Consider the following 17,066-nt stretch of genomic DNA (forward strand, 5'->3'; position numbering starts at 1 on the left):
CTCAGTCAGCAATCAGCACCCGCACTGGCCCCAGTAACCCGGAATGTGTGAGTTGCCAGCTTTCCAGCACTTTGACATTCGTTTTGGTCAATCGCTTTTCTACCGGTTTTGTCCGGTCACCGATGAGGCGGTTCCGCCAGGTGTTCACAACTTCTACCTGCAAATCATTGTCTTTTTCGCGTAAAAGTCCGCTTACATTCACCCGTAGCGGCGGCGCCCAAAGGATACCCAGGTCTTTTCCATTCAAAGTCACTTTCGCGATACCGATATCTTTTACTTCTCCTAAATCCAGAAATACGGATTTCCCTGTGCTCGAAGTCGGGTTTACATCAAACTTTTTGGAATAAATCGCCTTACCTGAATAAAACTTGATCCCCTGTTCATTCCGGTCGGTCCAGCTGGTCAGCTCGGTGAATACCGCCTTTTCTGGCCCGCCCCATTTCGTATCAAATGCCACATCCCAGGCACCGTGAAGTGTTGTAACCGTTTGATATTCCAGGAAATTAGTCTTTGCAGTACCGTTACCAGACTTTTCGATATCCTTTTTGAAAACAACAAAAATGGAACCGTAAGGATCGAATTGAAGCGGCACATAAGTGATACCATCTTTTTGGGTAAATGCGGCGGCTGGCCTCGTTTCGCCGGTTACCGCATTCCAAAGTTCCGGCTGCTTGCCCGAAATGCGGAATGCTGCGGTCATCTTCGAAGCAGCGCGATTCTGGCTGCTGATAAAATAAAGATCGGTATCCGGCGTCACGCGGTGAATGTAATCATAGCGACTGCCCGATTCCTTTTCTACAACTTCCATATCAAACGCAACTCCTGCCGAGCGCAGGTATTCAGCCGCATTCTGCCCCCAAACCACCAGACCTTTTCCTACTTTGCGCGAGCCCGTCGCCTGATTTTCAGTGCCCCAAAGTGCGTCGGCGATCTTTTTCAGACTTTGCTCAGAAGCAGGGTATTTCACCAGACTTGCCGTTGTGACCGTTTTGTTTCCAATAATAGTCGCACCTGCTTTCACCAATGCTTCCACCTTAGTCAGAGCCGCGAGGGACAGCGTTTTGTGATCCGGCAAAGCCAGCACGCGGTAGGAAACGCCGTGTGGCAAAACGAGTTTCCCGTCTTTTACTTCCAATGCAAGCAGCCGGTCCTCATTGATCAGGTCGTAGTCAAATCCCGGCAACGCGCCTGCCGGATCATCCTCTTTGAGCCTGCCGATATTGGGAGAGTGATCGCCGTAATAATAGAGCACGTCGGCCACGGAAGTGCCTTGCTGCAGCAGGTACTGGCAACGGGTCAGGTATTTGATAAACTCCGTTGAATGGTTCCACCACGTTACATTGGGATTAAAATGCGTACCTGCGAAATATTCCTGACCGGGAAGGCCCATCGCTTTCGGCGAGGCGGTGAATGTATGCAGGTAAACAAGGTTCAGTCCCGCGCAAAACTCATGGTCAGCGCTGGGTTTCATATCCGACCACATTACGTCATTCCAATGCGGGCCGATAGTCGTGAATGATTCTGCACCTACGAGCTTCTTATTAAATATCTTGGCTGCGCTTCCTGCCTGTTTTACAAAAAAACGATCAACCGGCCGGGCGCGGTGTGGCGACGGTGACCAGAATTCACTCATCATGATCTCGCTGTGACCATAGTTTTTCAATCCGTCGAATGGACCCGCGTGCGGCCCGGCAGATTCCGGCTGCAGCCCGATCCCGTATGCGCCGGCGCGTTTTGCAAATGTACCGTAGTGTTTCTCGGAAATCAGGTCGCCCAGCGTTTTGCGGAGATCGGCCAGGAACCGGTTACTTACCTCGCGGTTTTCTATGATTTTGCCAGCAAGTACGGGCAGATACGGAATCGGATCATAGCCGCGGTATCTGATAAATTCTTTTTCAAAACCTTCGGTCCAGTTCAAACCGCCTGCTTCAAAACTGTCCGTCTGCAGGTACCTCAGCGTTTTACCAGCCATGGGCCCGATCGCTTTGAGCAGCGGCTCTACGTGCGTGTCCCAATACCGGTTAAAATTCTTTTCACTCAGATAATCGATCACGTGCCCCTGCCATTTGCCGCTCGATGTGGAAACCTCGGCGTCCGTGGGCGTGAATCCCATTCGCAGGATCGTCCATTCTCCGGCGGGCGCTTTCCAGCTGAGTTTTCCATTTTTGAAATGTTTGGTAATGTTGATTACCTGCTTCAAAGCGGCATCCTCCTCGCCCGGGGTTCCGGGAATATCAGTTAATAACGGGCGCGTTTCAGGAGCGGAACCACCTACCTCGCGGGTGGCCGCTTTATTAGCTAAATCGCTGATCGGAGCACGGTTTGTAAAGGTTTTGGAAGGGACCGCCAGTACTACAATGTCGCGGTAGTAATCATAGCGCACTTCGGGCATAGTCAGTTCCATATTGACGGCTGTACCTCCTTTTACCTTTGTTTCTGAAAAAACCACCTGCTTGGCAGTTTCCGCGGGGGTAACGTCGGGCCCGCCCAGATTCCAGCCGCTTTGAATGCTCATCGACATCACCAGCCCAAGCCGGTCGGCCTCCTTGATGGCATGCACATAGAGCTCCTGCCAAGCCGGCGAGCCAAACATCGGGCCTTCCGGAACCTGATCATTCCCGCGCTGCTCAGCACCACCGGCATCGAAAATACAGGCGCCGCTGAAACCTTTGGCCTTCATTTCTTCCAAATCCCGCGTGATGGTTTCTTTATCGATATTCCCATTCAGCCACCACCACCAGCAGCGGATACCGTAGTCCGAAGTCGGGTTTTGAAAAACGGAAGGCTCGATAATGGCGGTACTTTTCTGAGCACATGCAGTTCCAAATGATAGCACCGCCAGTATGGCGATCAGGCAACATGATCTTAATTTTTGAAGCATTGGATCAGTAATTTTTTTAAATAAAAATGGTCAAAAAGATCAGGAGTTTAAAAGAATAGCCCGAACCGAAATCCGGGCTACTGCTTTAAATTAACACTAAAACATTCCCCTTGCTATCGTTGCCAGCCCGGATTTTGTTCAAGCGCCACATCCTTGTTCGTATCAATAATGGTTTGCGGGATCGGCCACAGATTGTAGTTGAATGTAAGCGTAGCCTTTGCCTCCGGCCAATACGCATATTGTCTGATACGGTCCACTGCAATCGTGCCGCCCATGCGAAGCAGCGTATTCCACCTTGCTTCTTCATAAATCAGTTCACGCGCGCGCTCATCCAGGATCATGCTGAATTTATCGTCCATATCCGCCGCAGTCACTTTGTAAGTAGCCTGGGCGCGTGTTCTCAGCAAATTGATATCGGCCGCTGCGCCTGCTTTGTCACCTGTGCGTTGTTTCGCTTCGGCACGCAAAAGAATGGTTTCGGAAAGACGGATAAAATAATCGTCACGGAAGAGGTTGCTCATGTTTTCACCGTCAGCCAGACCTGTGTATTTGTCCGTCGCGATTTTGCAGGATACCGGGTATACCAGGCTGGTATTGTTCAAATTGGTTGTCGCGTCGCTGCTTCCATTGTACAATACTTCCCAGGGAACCGGCTTTTTGTAGTAAGGCGATGTGCTCACATTTCCATTAAACACCCGGCGGAACACGATTTCCGAATTGCGAAGGTCCGCGCCGAATTTGTCTGCATAAACGCCATCTCTTACATACATTGTAGGGATAATCTGTGCGATACCGCGACCGCCTACGTCTTCCAGTGTACCAGTCAGGTGATCTTTGGCACCATCACGAAAAACCGGTCCGTAGGTGCGGGAATAAGGTAATTTGGATCTCCCGTCTTCTGCACGGTAGGCCGCGTAATCCACCTGCAACGCCCAGATACATTCCCTGTTTCCGTCCTGATAGTTCACATTTCTTTCCTGGAACAAATCCCAGTACACATTGCCCTGCGCCTCAGTACTTCTTGATCCGAAACGTGAGGTCATCAAAGAATAAGTCCCGCCATCGATCACCTTGTTGGCATAGGCAATAGACTGTCCGAATGCCGCCTGACCTTCCGCCGATTTGCCTTCTGCAACGAGCTGCGTGCCCATTGCCAGGTACAATTCTGCGAGATAGTGCTGTGCTGCGCCTTTCACCACACGGCCGCCGCTCACGGTGGTTTCAGGTAAATCTTTTTCTGCTTCCAAAAGATCATTGATAGCAAACTGATACGTTTCCACGCGTGTAGCCCGCTCAAAATTATATTGCGGTACTTTTGAAACGGTAGTCACCAATGATACCCCTCCGAAAAGCTCGGCCAGGTTACGATAACCATAAGCGCGGAAAAACTTCGCCTGCGCAATGATATTGGCCTTTTCTGCTTCCGAAGAAAAGGTGATATGCGGAAGCTGCGCGGCCTCCAAGGCCAGGTTTGCTTTCGATATCAGCTGATAATACGTGCTGTAAATATTGTAGAACGTACCATTGTCTGCATTAATCAACCCGTAGTTGTTGAATGTGGAGCCTTTGCGGATACTGGCCACATCGTACATATCGGTACCATTGCCCCGCAGTACAAAAATCCACCCTTCCTCCGCCGGGTTTGCCCAGAGGTCGCGGACCTGGGCATAGGCGCCCACCAAAACCTGGTCTACCTGCGCAGAAGTGGAGAATGCATTGTCAACCGTGTAAAAAGTACTAGGGTTTTCCTTCAAAAAACCATCATTGTCGCAGCTGGTCAGATTTGCCAGCATCATCAGTCCCCAGAAGGATTTTCTTGAAAGTATATTTCTCATTTTAATAATGTTTTTAGAAACTGATATTAGCACCAATTGAGAAGGAAGTCGGGACAGGGAAAGTGTTCTGACGCACCGTAGTACCTGTTTCGGGATCTCCTCCCTCCCATTTTGTAAACCTGGCGAGGTTTCTGGCACTCACAAAAATCTTGGCAGAGTTCATTTTCAGCCTTGATATCCATTCAGGTTTGAAACGGTAAGAAAGCGTTACGTCCTGCAAACGGACAAAAGCTCGTGACTGCAAGCCCAGAAAACGGCCGTCGCCGGTAAAATAGGCAGAAGGGTATTCGTTGCTCGCATTCTCTGGCGTCCAGTACGGTTTCGAAACCATGTTATCATTGAAACGACCTGTGCCTGCCGTCATGTAAGCATCCTGGTTAGCGCGCAAAAAGCGGTTGCCGCCCCCGAAAGTACCTGTGAGCATGACGTACAATTCGAAATTCCTGTAGTTGACATTGTTGCTCATATTCAACCTGAAATTTTCCTGCGCATAACCGAGGATTTTTCTGTCGTCGGGCGTAATCCCTGGCTTTCCGTCGATATCGCGGTACTTCGGCGCGCCGGGTGCTGCACCTGTGAGCGCAATGTATTCTGCGTCGCCTTGCTGCACAATCCCGATCTGCTCATAACCGAATATGGTTCCAAGCGGCTGCCCGATAAAAAGGTTGTTGGCAATGTCATCGTCCTCTCTGCCGTCACCGTCATTGTCTTCTCCGTAAAGTCTGGCCAGCTTATTTCTGTTTTGCCAGAATGTAAACGAGGTATTCCAGCTCAGGTCCCTGCTTTTCAAATTCACCGAGCGTACCGTAATCTCGACACCCCGGTTATTCACTTGTCCCATAGAAGTCCGGATGGTTTTGAAACCTGTCATCACGGGAATGTTACGCGTAAAGATCTGGTCGGTTGTTTTGCCGTAGTACATATCCAGATCGAGGAACAAACGATTGTTCAACCAGGCTGACTCAAATCCTGCGTTCCACGATGTCGTAGTTTCCCAGCCCAGGTCCGAGTTGCCCAATGCGCTTTGATACAGACCATAATTGATCACGCCAAGCTGATTTGACCATTCGTATCTTGATCCGCCGCTTGCTGCATTGGCAATGGTGGAGAGCGTCGCGAACGGTGCAATGCCCTGGTTTCCATTCTGTCCGAACGAAAACTTCACTTTCAGGTTATTAAGCGGGGCGAAACTTTTGAGGAACTCTTCGCTGGTCAGTTTCCACGCGACACCGGCTGCCATGAAATTCGCCCATTTGTTGTTAGCTCCGAAAACACTCGCGCCGTCGCGGCGATAAGATCCTGTGAAAAAGTACTTGTCGTCGTAAGAGTAGCTCGCGCGGGCTAGGTAACCGATATTCGAACGCTCATTGGCGTCCAGGTTCACCCGCTGCACGGTTGCTTTGTGCAAACCCCACATATCCAGGGTCGTATTTCCATTGGCCGCAAAGTTGTTTCCCGAAGATGATACCAGCTGATACTGCTGATGGTCGCGCGTAGCTACCAGTGTCAGGTCGATTCCGTGTTTGCCAAAAGCATTTTTGTAGTTGATAATGTTATCAAAAACATAGCTTTTATTTCCATAAGTATTGATCACGCCATTTGCATTGGTCAAAAAACCCTGGATCGTGGAAGGCGAATAGCGATTAAGACCTTCTCCTTCCTGCACGTAAAAACGCTCGTTTGTGAAGTTTCCGGACTCATTGCTGGTGATGTTGTAAAGCAGGTTAACCCGGTAACTCAAACCTTCCACCCAGGGAACATTAATGACCGCATTGGAATTGATGCGATAATTAAGCCGCACATCCTGGTTGCTGCGCGTTCCATCATTCACGCCCCAGAGCGGGTTAATGGCGGATTGCGTGTAAGGATATTTTTCAAGATTCCCCATTTCATCGCGGTACATGACACCGTACGGCGACATGGTTTGCGCCTCGTTGATGTTGGCCGCAAAACGGGTTTCCGGCTGCGCTGCATTCGGGTTGCTGTTTCTTCCAATCAATGGATCAGTTCCGGTATAGGTCCTTTTGGAATAACCCGCATCCACTCCTACTTCCAGCCAATCGGTAATGTTCGCCTTCACCTTACCCGAAAGCGAGATCCTGTCGAAACCGTCACCGATCACAATACCTTTGTTTTTATCATACGCGGTGGACATATAGTAGCTTACACGCTCGCTTGCGCCCGACACGGCTGCCTGATGTGTTTGTATCACACCTGTCCGCGTCACCTGATCCAGCCAGTTGGTTTCTTTTCCCGCCGCCAGATTCGCCAGTTCGCCGGGTTTCATCCAGTTGGTAGAGCCTTCTGCGTACTTATTTCTTGCATTCACCACTTTGATCCACTCTTCACCTTTCATCATTTCCGGCCTGTTCTGCCAGGTTTGAAAACCGATGGACGAATTCAATGTAATCACAGGCTTGCCCACCTTTCCTCTTTTGGTAGTAATCGCAATCACCCCGTTGGCAGAGCGGGAACCGTAAGCTGCTGCAGAGGTAGCATCTTTAAGCACGTCGAAAGACGCGATATCGCTGGGATTGATATCTGCCAGGTTTCCAAGGAAAACAACGCCGTCCAAAACGATCAGAGGTTCATTCGATCCATTGATCGAATTTTGCCCCCGGACATCAACACTTGGCTGTCCCCCGGCCGTGTTCGAAGCCCCGATGTTCAATCCGGGCAAGCTTCCTTTCAGTGCTTCCAGTGCATTCATGTTGGGCATGAGCGCGATAGAAGAACCTTCCATTTTCAATGAACTCACCGACCCCGTAAAATCCTGGCGCTTGGCAGTACCATATCCGATCACGACTACTTCTTCCAGCGCCTTCGTGTCGGGTTTCAACGCAACCTGAATGGATGTCTGAATGCCGGGCTGTACTTCCTGTGCAATGTAGCCTACGAAAGAAAAAACCAGGGTTACATTGTCATTCGGAATGGATAAGGAAAATTTCCCTTCAACATCCGTGGACGTACCCGATGCAGTTCCCTTGATTGTAATGCTGACGCCAGGCAGCGCCTCGCCGGTATCGTCCTTCACCAATCCCGTGATGGTACGGTCGATCGCTCTGCCAATCGGGGCGGGTGCGAGCGGTTCGAGCTGGGGAATCTCGGATACAGTTCGCTCCGATCTCTTAAGAATAATCTTGTTCCGGATCTGTTTGAAGGAAATCTGATCCGGTCTAAACATGCTTTCCAGCACTTCGCTCAGCTGCTTGTCCTCCATTTGAAGGGTTATTTTCCGGTCAACAGGGAGTAACTGTAAGCTATATACGAACTTCACGTTCGCGCTTGATTCCAGTATTGATAATGCTTCCCTGATCTGCTTTTGCTCTACTTTAATGGAAACCCGCTGCGAAAGAAGCTGCTGCGCCTCCGAGGTATGGGCATGTCCGTAAGCAGTTGCGATCAGGAGCAGCATTAGTTGAATGCTTGACAACTTCATAATCGTCCACAGGGGATTTATGATCTTTTGACTTTTTTTCATTTTTTTGTAAGTGATAGATCTCTTAACACGATGATTTACAACTCCCAGCGTTCATTTCCAGTGAACGTCCGCATTATTCAGGTAATCGGAGCGGGAGAAGCCGAAGCATGTTTCCAGCATCTTCGGCTTTTGCTTTTTTGAGGAGGTATTTTTTACTGCATAGGACGAGGGTTTACGGGTTAATGTTTATTTCAATGGCGGACAGCCTGGGCCGACAAGTGTGATCGTATCGCCGGTCAGCTGGTACTCGGCACTGATACTTTCACAAAGAATTTCCAGTTGTGAAAACAGTGTATTTTCCTGCGACAGATCAGCGTTGATATTGCAGTTCCGGAGCTTTTCGTTTTGAAGCAGGATTTTGACACCGTAGGCATTTTCAAGGATCTTTACAATATCGGGCAGAGAAGCCCCTGCGTAGTTGAACTCTGCCCGGTCAATCTGCAATGCATTGTTTTTAAGCAAAGTGGGCTTTTCAACCAGGCCCGTAACGAGCTTCTCGCCTTCTTTGAAAAACGTCACTTTCTTGTTCTGGGTCAAAACCACTTTGCTTTCGGGCAGCTCGTTTTCCTCGGCAGCTTCTGCCCTACGCACTTCTACAACACCCGTCATCACAGCCACCTCTATACTCTTTGTTTTCGAATTTTCCCGAACCGTAAAGCTGGTACCCAGCACTTTGGTGATGATGTTATTGGCATGTACAAAAAACGGCCGTGAAGGATCGTGCGCAACTTCAAAAAACACATCACCCTTTAAAAAAACCGTCCGCTCATGGGCATTGAAATGCACCGGATAATAAAGCGAAGCACCGGGTTCCAGCACCGCCTTGCTGCCGTCCGACAATGTAAATGACATTGGTTTTGAGCCTGCATTGTGCGCCTCCTGCATTCCCGTCAGCACTTCGTTTCTGACACCCGCAATCACCTGCTCCTCGCGCGACAATGTGCGGTAAGCGACCAGCCCGATCACCAGCAGCATGCAGGCAGCCGCCAGTTTGATATACATATTTCGAAAACGGGGACGGAAATCGCTGTGGGTTGCAGGCTTCTTGTTGTTATCCATTTTGCCTTCTATGGCCGCCCACATGGCTTTTCCTGCCTGATCCTCGCTCAGTACACTCTTATTTTCCTCCGAAAAGTTGATCGAATCGTACCATAGGTCCATCGCCTGCTTCTCGTCCGCATCGACTTGTTTGTTCTGGTAACGGTTCAGCAGTTTCAGGAAACCGCTTAAATTTTTTATCATGCGTGTAATGGATTTGCATAGAAACAAACAGGCGCATTGCCCGCTTTTGTAGTAAGTCGAGCAAGTCTCCTACGACCGCAAATGATTTTATAATTCCTTTAAAAAATTATAAAAAAGTGGCAGTTTGCATTAAAAATTATTGGTTTTGTAACTATACCCGGAAGGCTTAGAACCAGGACATGAAGGAAAGCATGAGCACAGGTATGTAATCTTTGAGGCTCGACCGTAAGGCTTTCAGACCTTGGGTAATGTGGTATTCGACGGTACGTAATGGAATGTCGAGCATGGAGGAGATTTCGTCCGGGCTGCTGTGGTGTATCCTGCTCAGTTCAAAAATGCGCCTGGTTTTTTCGGGCAAATTGTTGATACAATGTCTTATCGAGCGGGTCAGTTCATTGAATGCAAGCGTTTCTTCAGTGTCGAAAGATTCGTCCTGGCTGCTCAGTTGCATGAGCTGGATGTAGCGCTTTCTCTGGAATTCTTTTTTGAAAAAATCCAGCACTTTGTATTTGATGGCCGAATGAAGATATCTTTCCAGGTCACCGATTTCGGCCTGCCCGCGCCGGAGCCACAGGTCCAGAAAAACGTCCTGAACCATTTCCATTGCATTCTCCTCGGTCCTTACCTTGCTAAGTGCTACCCTGTAAAGCCTGGCATGGTAGCGGTTGTAAATCTTTTCAAAAGCATGTTTGTCACCTTGGGCTAAGAGCTCCACCAACTCCGTATTTTCATTGCTAATGGCGTGCATTATTTACAAGGGCGATTGATTTACAACCACAAAAGACCAATCCGCCACCCTTTTACTTAGAAATGAATGAGCACGCGCGGAAGCTGTGTGTCTGTTTTGTATGTTACTGTCTTGCCGCTTGCAGTGAAGCTTTGGTTGGTAGTAAGCAGGACCTTTTTCCTAATTCGGATTCAGCAACTTGCGAAAGGCCGCGGGCGACAAGCCGGTTTTCTGCTTGAATAATTTGTTGAAAGATTGCGGATGCTCGAAGCCGAGTGCATAGGCCACATCTGCTGTGGTTAGTGAATCGCTCCCAAACATTTCCTTGGCTTTCTCGATCATCTTCAAATGAATGTGCTGCTGGGCTGTCATTCCTGTGAGGGATTTCAGCATATCGGACAAGTAGCGCTGGGAAACTTTCAATCGCTCAGCTATCTCCTGGGGCGTTGGCAAACCACTTACCAGCGCATCTTTCCTCTCGAACCGCTCCATTAAAAACGCATTCATCTGATCGATCAGATCGTGATGCATCACATTGCGTGTCAGGAATTGACGGTTATAAAATCGGTTGCAATGATGCAGCAGCAGTTCGATCTGCGAAACCAGCACATTCAGGCTGAAATTGTCAGTTTGAGTTTTCAGCTCCGTTGCTATCGATTCAAAAACGGATTGAATTACATATTTCTCTTTCTCGGAAAGGAATAATGCTTCCTGAACCGAATAGGAGAAAAAGCCATATCCGTGAATGCGGGAGGCCAGCGAATGTTTAAAAAAAAGATCCGGGTGAAAGTATAATGCATAACCTTCGTGCTCCTCCAAATCATAGGAAAGCTCGACAATCTGATTTGGCCCTACAAAAGCAAGCCCACCATCGTGAAAGTCGTAAGATCCAGGTCCGTATCTGGCCTTTCCATTGAACCGTAGCTTAAATGCTATTTTATAAAAATGCAGTAAATATTGGCTCCCCGCATCGGCCAGGCAAGGCTTATTTTCATCATAATTGACCAATGTGACCAGCGGATGCAGGGGCGACGGCAAGCCGACGCGCTCCATTAAAGCGGAAATGTTATCGAAAACCACTGGTTGTGCCTGCATATCTGTTTAATGTCCTTTTTTGCAAATACGAATATAAAGCCTGCAAATTCAATCCTGAATAGCCGGGCGGATTACAATGTCGCCAATATCTACCTGATCCGGCTGGGCGATCGCGTAAGCAACTGCCTCGGCAATGGCCGCCGCTGGAATAGCAATCTCGCCCGCTCGCTGAGTCAGAACGTCCCGGATGGATTCATTCTTAATTTTGCCCGCAAATGGTGTGTCTACAAACCCGGGAGATATCCCTGTAACGCGCCAACGGCCTTTTGACTCTTGCCGTAAAGCTTCGCTGATCGTGCGGACTGCATTTTTTGTAGCCGCATAGACGCCCATTGCGGGCACAATGCTAATGCCTGCTGTGGAAATGATATTGATCATATGCCCCGAACCCTGCGATTTAAAAACCGGTAATGCGGCGGCAATGCCGTAAAGCGTGCCTTTCAGGTTCACGTCAATCATCTGCTCCCAGCCCTCTACATCAATATCTTCCAATAATTGTAGCTGACTAATGCCCGCATTATTAATGATCACATCCAAACGCCCGAACTCTTTCAATGCTAATTGTACGAGTGAAGCAGCATCAGTGCGTTTGGTAACATCCATTTGCAGGTATACTGCCTGGCCACCTGCTTCTTGAATGCGTTTTGTCAAGCGCTCCAACATTTCTGTCCGACGGGCTCCGAGAACGACTTTTGCCCCCTTTGCTGCCAATAATTCCGCTGTGGCCTCACCTATGCCACTGCTTGCACCGGTGATGGCAACCACTTTATTTTTGATTCCATTTATCATATCGTAAGGTTAAAAGTTACGATACAAAATTCTTGAAACGAAGGTCCAAAAGTGTAGCCAGAATCGCCGAATGTGTAGCCGGAGTTTACGATCGCACGTCGTGAATGGTTTTTGAATTTTTGTATCTTACCAAAATTTCAAAAACCCCCACACACGAATGAAAACCGCCCTCACGCATCTACCACAAAACAAACAAGACGAGTTAAAAGAGCTTACCCAAATTATCCTCGACAAAGTGCCCGCTGAAATGATCATTCTCTTCGGCAGCTACGCACGGGGTGACTGGGTCGAGGACTATCAGCCGAACTATGAATACGTGAGCGATTTTGACATTCTGATCGTCACGAAAGACAAAAATTCCGCAAAGCAAGTCAAGAAATCGCGGGAGCTAGATGAGGAACTGATGGCCGATGATGAAATGACGAGGACGAGCATCATTTACCACAGTATTGGTTTCGTAAATGACAAGATCGAGCGCAATTACTTCTTCTTTGTCGATATCCTGAAAGAAGGGGTCATGCTTTTTGATTCCGGGAAATTCTCGTTAGCAGAGCCTAAAAACCTAAATTCGGCGCAAAGAGTTGAAAAAGCGACAGAACAATTTGAGCATTGGTTCGAAAGCGCAAACCACTTCTTTGAAGCCTTTGAATTTTTCTTTCAAAAAGGAGAGAGTAAAATAACCTACTACAATAATGCAGCATTTGAACTTCATCAAGCCACTGAAAGATTTTACGCTGCAATTCTTCTTGTTTTCACGGATTATAAGCCGAGAATCCATGACATTGAGATTTTGGGAAATCAGGTAATAAAGCAACATGCAGAATTTGGAACTGTTTTCCCAATGACGAACGAGGAGGAAAAACGGCTGTTTTTGCTTTTGAAAAAGGCGTATATCGATGCGAGGTATAATAGGAATTACAAGATTGAAAAAGAGGAATTGGAATATCTGGCTGACCGTGTAAGAATACTTAAAGACTTAACAGAGCGGATTTGTAATGAGCGCATTGCGCAGTTTATGGAATGACGAGAGAGTTAAGTCACGGCTAATTATCAGCCCCTCTCGATATCCAAAACCGATAAAATTCGGCCATTACTGGCTTGGGAATAAATGTTATTGAAGCGGTCGGCGGGCCTAAAACCCTTCCTTGCATCAACCCACCGCTCGGCGATATATTTCAGGTTAACGTACAACAAGGATTTGTATTTGTGAAATGGATTGAGGGCAGACTTCGTTAGAATCCCAAACTAATCAAAAGCTGCCCGTCGAAACCAAACCTACAAAAGTCCTCCCGAAACGGTGATCCGCTCGCCAGTTACCCAGACGGCTTCACCCGAGGCCAGGAATACGGCAACTTTTGCGATATCTTCCGGCTGACCGATCCGGCCCAGTGGTGTGAGGGGGAGCATTTGTTTTTCGATGTCTCCGCCGATGATACCCATTTCGTGGTTCCCTTCGGTGTCAGTCACACCCGGGGCAATGGTGTTGATGCGGATATTTTTCGGGCCCAATTCTTTCGCTAATGTTTTGGTAACATTGTCGATACCGGCTTTGGATAGGTGGAAAACATAAAGGCAGGATCTTATGGTATCTGCATGAGCATTCCATCCTGCGCTACGGAGAACTGGGCAGGACTTTGCCGGACGTGACAACCAAGATGCTGACCCAAACGCTGCGTGAACTGGAAGCCGACAACCTGATCGCCCGGAAGGTGTATCACGAAGTACCGCCCAAAGTGGAATATACATTGACCGAAGTCGGGCAGGAACTCATCCCCTTTATTGAATATCTCCGGCAATGGGGCTAGAAGCAGATCAAAAAAAGTTCGGTTGCAGTATCTGATTGAGAACTTCCGCCAGCTGCGCTGATTTCTCGAAAGGCCGTTGCCATAGACTTTGGATCAGCTGGCAAGGTAACCTCCATCCACCGGATAATACGCACCGGTAACAAAGGATGATTTCGCACTGCTTAGCCATAACACGAGCTCAGCCACTTCGTCCGGCTCTCCCAACCTGCCGACAGGGTGTTTGGTCACCAGCCAATCCAGGGTACTGGCATCCATATCTTTAAGCAGCGGCGTTTTGATGAAGGCAGGCCCTACTGCATTGGCCCTGATGCCCTTTGCACCGTATTCGAGTGCTATATTCTTTGTTAGTCCCACAACTCCGTGCTTTGCAGCGACGTATGCAGCACTATTGGCAAATCCTACATTTCCCAGAATCGACGCCATATTTACGATCGTGCCGCCACCCGCATTCAGCATGGCAGGGATCTGGTACCGCATTCCGTAGAATACACCCGAAAGATTGATCGCGATCACTTTGTCCCAGGCTTCGATCGGATATTCTCCAACCGGCGCCGAGGCACCGCCGATCCCGGCATTGTTGCAGGCAATATGCAGCGCGCCGTAAGTAGCCACAGCTGCATCTACAAGTGCCGCATTATCAGCAGGAGAAGATACGTCAGCCCTGAAAAAGAATGACTCCCCGCCTGCCGTTCGTATCATTTCCACTGTTTCCAATCCTTCCTTCTCCTGCACATCGGAGACGACCACTTTCGCTCCCGCAGCTGCATAAATCAATGCTACACTTCTGCCAATTCCGGAGCCTGCTCCTGTAACAATCGCAACTTTATCCAGTAAATCCATGATTCAAGATGTTATGTAAAAGATGCTACGAAGGTATGGACAGCCCGCCATGATACTGGTGACTTTGGCGGCGATTGAAAGTGACATTCATCAGTTTTCGTTCACATTGATATATTTCAATAAGGTCACCTTTGTTAAGCAGAGAAGCTGCTGGCACCATTTTTGACCTTTTTGCAAGGCGGCGCAAATCCCGGATCAGAGATTGCTTAACTCAGTCTCTCCGAACAACATCACAATTCCTGTCCCGTAATCATCAACACTTAGCCCGCCGCTGAGCATATGACCTCCCTGATTGAAGAATTTATTAAACAAGCGAGTTACCTGGCGATTTTTCTATTGATGCTTCTGGAAAATATCTTTCCGCCACTGCCGTCAGAAATTATCCTGTCCCTGAGTGGGATCGCCGCTGTAAAGGGCGAGATCAATCCCATTCTTGCTGTGCTCTCGGCCACATTAGGCTCGCTTGCAGGCGCGGGTTTCTGGTATTGGGTAGGAAAGAAAGTAGGCCCTGACCGTCTCGAAAGCTGGGTCAAGCGGAAAGGTGTCTGGATCGGTTTATCGGAGGAATCCTACCAGAAAGCGCTCCGGTTTTTTGACAAACATGCAGCCGTCGCCGTGTTCTGGGGAAGAATGGTACCCACGTTCAGGACATTCATTTCCATTCCCGCGGGGCTGGTAGCCATGAAACCGGTCAAGTTTCTGAGCTACACTTTCGCCGGCACGCTCATCTGGTCTTCCATTGTCTTTTTTGCAGCTTACTATTTTGGCAACAAATACCAGGGTGCATTCGACACGGTCGGGAAAGTATTCAATTACCTGTTCCTCGCTTTCATCCTGCTTTACGTTGCGCGGCTTGTCAGGAGCTGGCCCAGCAGGAAGAAAGAGTAGCGAGTATTTAGAGGCTTGCAGCAACTTCCAAGATTGGTGATAACAATTTTCTTTCCTTCAAATCCTTCATTTGCCTGTTATTCTGATCGATTCTTCCAGCTGTTTCTTCAAAATGTCATGATTTTGAGAGGGCTGTGTCGAAAAGATCTTCCCATTCGGATCTATGATATAGGTACTTGGGTAGGCGGTTACCTGATACGATTGAATGATCGGGTGTGTACGAAGCTGATTTTCGGTAAAAGCATGCAAACCTTTAACGCCAAACCTGGCTACCGCCTTCTTCCAAACCTCCCTGTTATCAATCGATACTGTTAAAAAAACAATGCGATCGTCATTCTCAAAATGCTTTTTGACGGGTTCAATGGCTTTAAATAGCATGTGACAAGGTCCGCAGCTCGCAAACCAGAAATCGAGATAAATGGTTTTACCTGAAAATGAAGAAAGGTTAATCTTTTCGCCACTCAGGTTTTCCAATGAAAAATCCGGCGCCTTATCCCCTGCTATCAGCGGCTTGTATCCGGTCAGCAAATTTTCAATGCTTTGTCTGTGCGCGCTATTTTCCAATGTCGATATAGCAGCCCGCATTACCAACTGATCGGCTACGGAAGGTTGGTTTGCAAAATCGGATTTCAATGTCAGATAGAGCACCGGATCACGCAGCTCACGGGGCAACATATCTGCCAGCAAACGATACTTTTTTGTGGCAAAATCGGCCGTCACCGGCTGGACATTCTCTTCCAGATAAATCGAGGCAACTGTCTTAACTGCGTCGGCATAGAACCTGGATCCCGAAAATGCTTTGTCGAATTTCAACAGTGCCTGCATTCTCATAACGGATTCTTTACTTAGCCTGTCTCCCTGTGTTTTCAGGATGTTGTCAAAAGAATCGCCAAAAATGGCTACCAGCAGATTATACCTGGCCGACAGACCCGCAGCAGCCAGGTAACCCCTGAGTTGCGCGGTACTTTCAGCACTCATTGAACCAGCAGATTGACTTATCTTCTTTCCTACAACATCATGCAGGCTGTCCAGCGCCGCAAAAGCGAAATCGACCGGGTAACGCTGCATCTTTGCTGCCACAACAAGCTTTCTTGCAAAAACTTTAATCTCATTAATGGAATAGCAAATCCCGAATTTCTCCTTTCCGACACCAGCATAAACAATGGAAGTCGCAAAGTTCAGCTTGTCGTATCGGAGATAAATGCTGTCACCAGGCGCAATAAATCCGCCAAAATAATTTACTCCGTCACTGATATTCAGGAACGTAGGCGCAGTGATGTCAAATTCATGTTCAAACTTTCCGCCTTGCACCGGGATCAAAATGCTTACATTCCCGGTTTGAAGCTGTGGCGCAATGACCATGCATTGCAAACTGCCGCTATCCGCATGGGCAACCAACCCACTGATGTACGCGATCCCCGCCAGTGCATTGTGGCCAATCAAAAACATCAAAAGCTGGATAAAGATATTTGTTCTCATGGCT

At 48.4% G+C, this 17,066-nt stretch carries 13 protein-coding genes; 3 read left to right on the top strand and 10 right to left on the bottom strand.

Features of this window, described 5'->3' with window-relative positions; translation table 11 throughout:
• Position 1 precedes the first annotated feature (1 nt).
• The 7 genes from ASG33_RS09495 to ASG33_RS09525 form a co-directional block, all read right to left on the bottom strand.
• Positions 2-2,881, bottom strand: a complete 2,880-nt coding sequence (locus ASG33_RS09495; RefSeq protein ID WP_056283593.1) for a glycosyl hydrolase — start codon at positions 2,879-2,881, stop codon at positions 2-4.
• Positions 2,882-2,994: 113 nt separating this feature from the next.
• Entirely contained in the window at positions 2,995-4,716 is a 1,722-nt protein-coding gene (locus ASG33_RS09500; RefSeq protein ID WP_056283596.1) for a RagB/SusD family nutrient uptake outer membrane protein, read from the bottom strand.
• Positions 4,717-4,729: 13 nt separating this feature from the next.
• Positions 4,730-8,197, bottom strand: a complete 3,468-nt coding sequence (locus ASG33_RS09505) for a TonB-dependent receptor (protein ID WP_056283599.1) — start codon at positions 8,195-8,197, stop codon at positions 4,730-4,732.
• Between the two features lie 186 nt (positions 8,198-8,383).
• On the bottom strand, positions 8,384-9,439 hold the full coding sequence (locus ASG33_RS09510; protein WP_056283601.1) for a FecR family protein: 1,056 nt from the start codon (positions 9,437-9,439) through the stop codon (positions 8,384-8,386).
• Positions 9,440-9,605: 166 nt separating this feature from the next.
• Positions 9,606-10,187, bottom strand: coding sequence for an RNA polymerase sigma factor (locus ASG33_RS09515; protein ID WP_056283604.1), 582 nt, complete (start codon positions 10,185-10,187; stop codon positions 9,606-9,608).
• Positions 10,188-10,346: 159 nt separating this feature from the next.
• Positions 10,347-11,261, bottom strand: a complete 915-nt coding sequence (locus ASG33_RS09520; protein ID WP_056283607.1) for an AraC family transcriptional regulator — start codon at positions 11,259-11,261, stop codon at positions 10,347-10,349.
• 48 nt (positions 11,262-11,309) lie between these two features.
• Positions 11,310-12,050, bottom strand: a complete 741-nt coding sequence (locus ASG33_RS09525) for an SDR family oxidoreductase (RefSeq protein WP_157474676.1) — start codon at positions 12,048-12,050, stop codon at positions 11,310-11,312.
• Between the two features lie 157 nt (positions 12,051-12,207).
• Between ASG33_RS09525 and ASG33_RS09530 the strand changes: the two genes are divergently transcribed.
• Positions 12,208-13,074, top strand: coding sequence for a HEPN domain-containing protein (locus tag ASG33_RS09530; protein WP_056283609.1), 867 nt, complete (start codon positions 12,208-12,210; stop codon positions 13,072-13,074).
• Between the two features lie 251 nt (positions 13,075-13,325).
• Here the strand turns inward: ASG33_RS09530 and ASG33_RS26040 are convergent, their stop codons facing one another.
• Positions 13,326-13,559 (bottom strand): SDR family NAD(P)-dependent oxidoreductase, encoded by a 234-nt coding sequence (locus ASG33_RS26040; protein WP_056283612.1) that lies wholly within the window; start codon positions 13,557-13,559, stop codon positions 13,326-13,328.
• A 44-nt stretch (positions 13,560-13,603) separates the two neighbouring features.
• Between ASG33_RS26040 and ASG33_RS25935 the strand changes: the two genes are divergently transcribed.
• Complete coding sequence (locus tag ASG33_RS25935) at positions 13,604-13,855, top strand: helix-turn-helix domain-containing protein (protein WP_056283615.1); 252 nt, start codon at positions 13,604-13,606, stop codon at positions 13,853-13,855.
• A 93-nt stretch (positions 13,856-13,948) separates the two neighbouring features.
• Here ASG33_RS25935 and ASG33_RS09545 read toward each other — a convergent pair whose 3' ends face one another.
• Complete coding sequence (locus ASG33_RS09545) at positions 13,949-14,695, bottom strand: SDR family NAD(P)-dependent oxidoreductase (RefSeq protein WP_056283617.1); 747 nt, start codon at positions 14,693-14,695, stop codon at positions 13,949-13,951.
• A gap of 279 nt (positions 14,696-14,974) precedes the next feature.
• Between ASG33_RS09545 and ASG33_RS09550 the strand changes: the two genes are divergently transcribed.
• On the top strand, positions 14,975-15,583 hold the full coding sequence (locus ASG33_RS09550) for a DedA family protein (RefSeq protein ID WP_056283620.1): 609 nt from the start codon (positions 14,975-14,977) through the stop codon (positions 15,581-15,583).
• Positions 15,584-15,649: 66 nt separating this feature from the next.
• Here ASG33_RS09550 and ASG33_RS09555 read toward each other — a convergent pair whose 3' ends face one another.
• Positions 15,650-17,062: a TlpA disulfide reductase family protein gene (locus tag ASG33_RS09555; RefSeq protein ID WP_056283623.1), complete on the bottom strand. Its 1,413-nt coding sequence runs from the start codon at positions 17,060-17,062 to the stop codon at positions 15,650-15,652.
• Between the last annotated feature and the right edge of the window lie 4 nt (positions 17,063-17,066).

Source organism: Dyadobacter sp. Leaf189 (assembly GCF_001424405.1).
In the GTDB taxonomy this organism is placed as follows: Bacteria; Bacteroidota; Bacteroidia; order Cytophagales; family Spirosomataceae; genus Dyadobacter.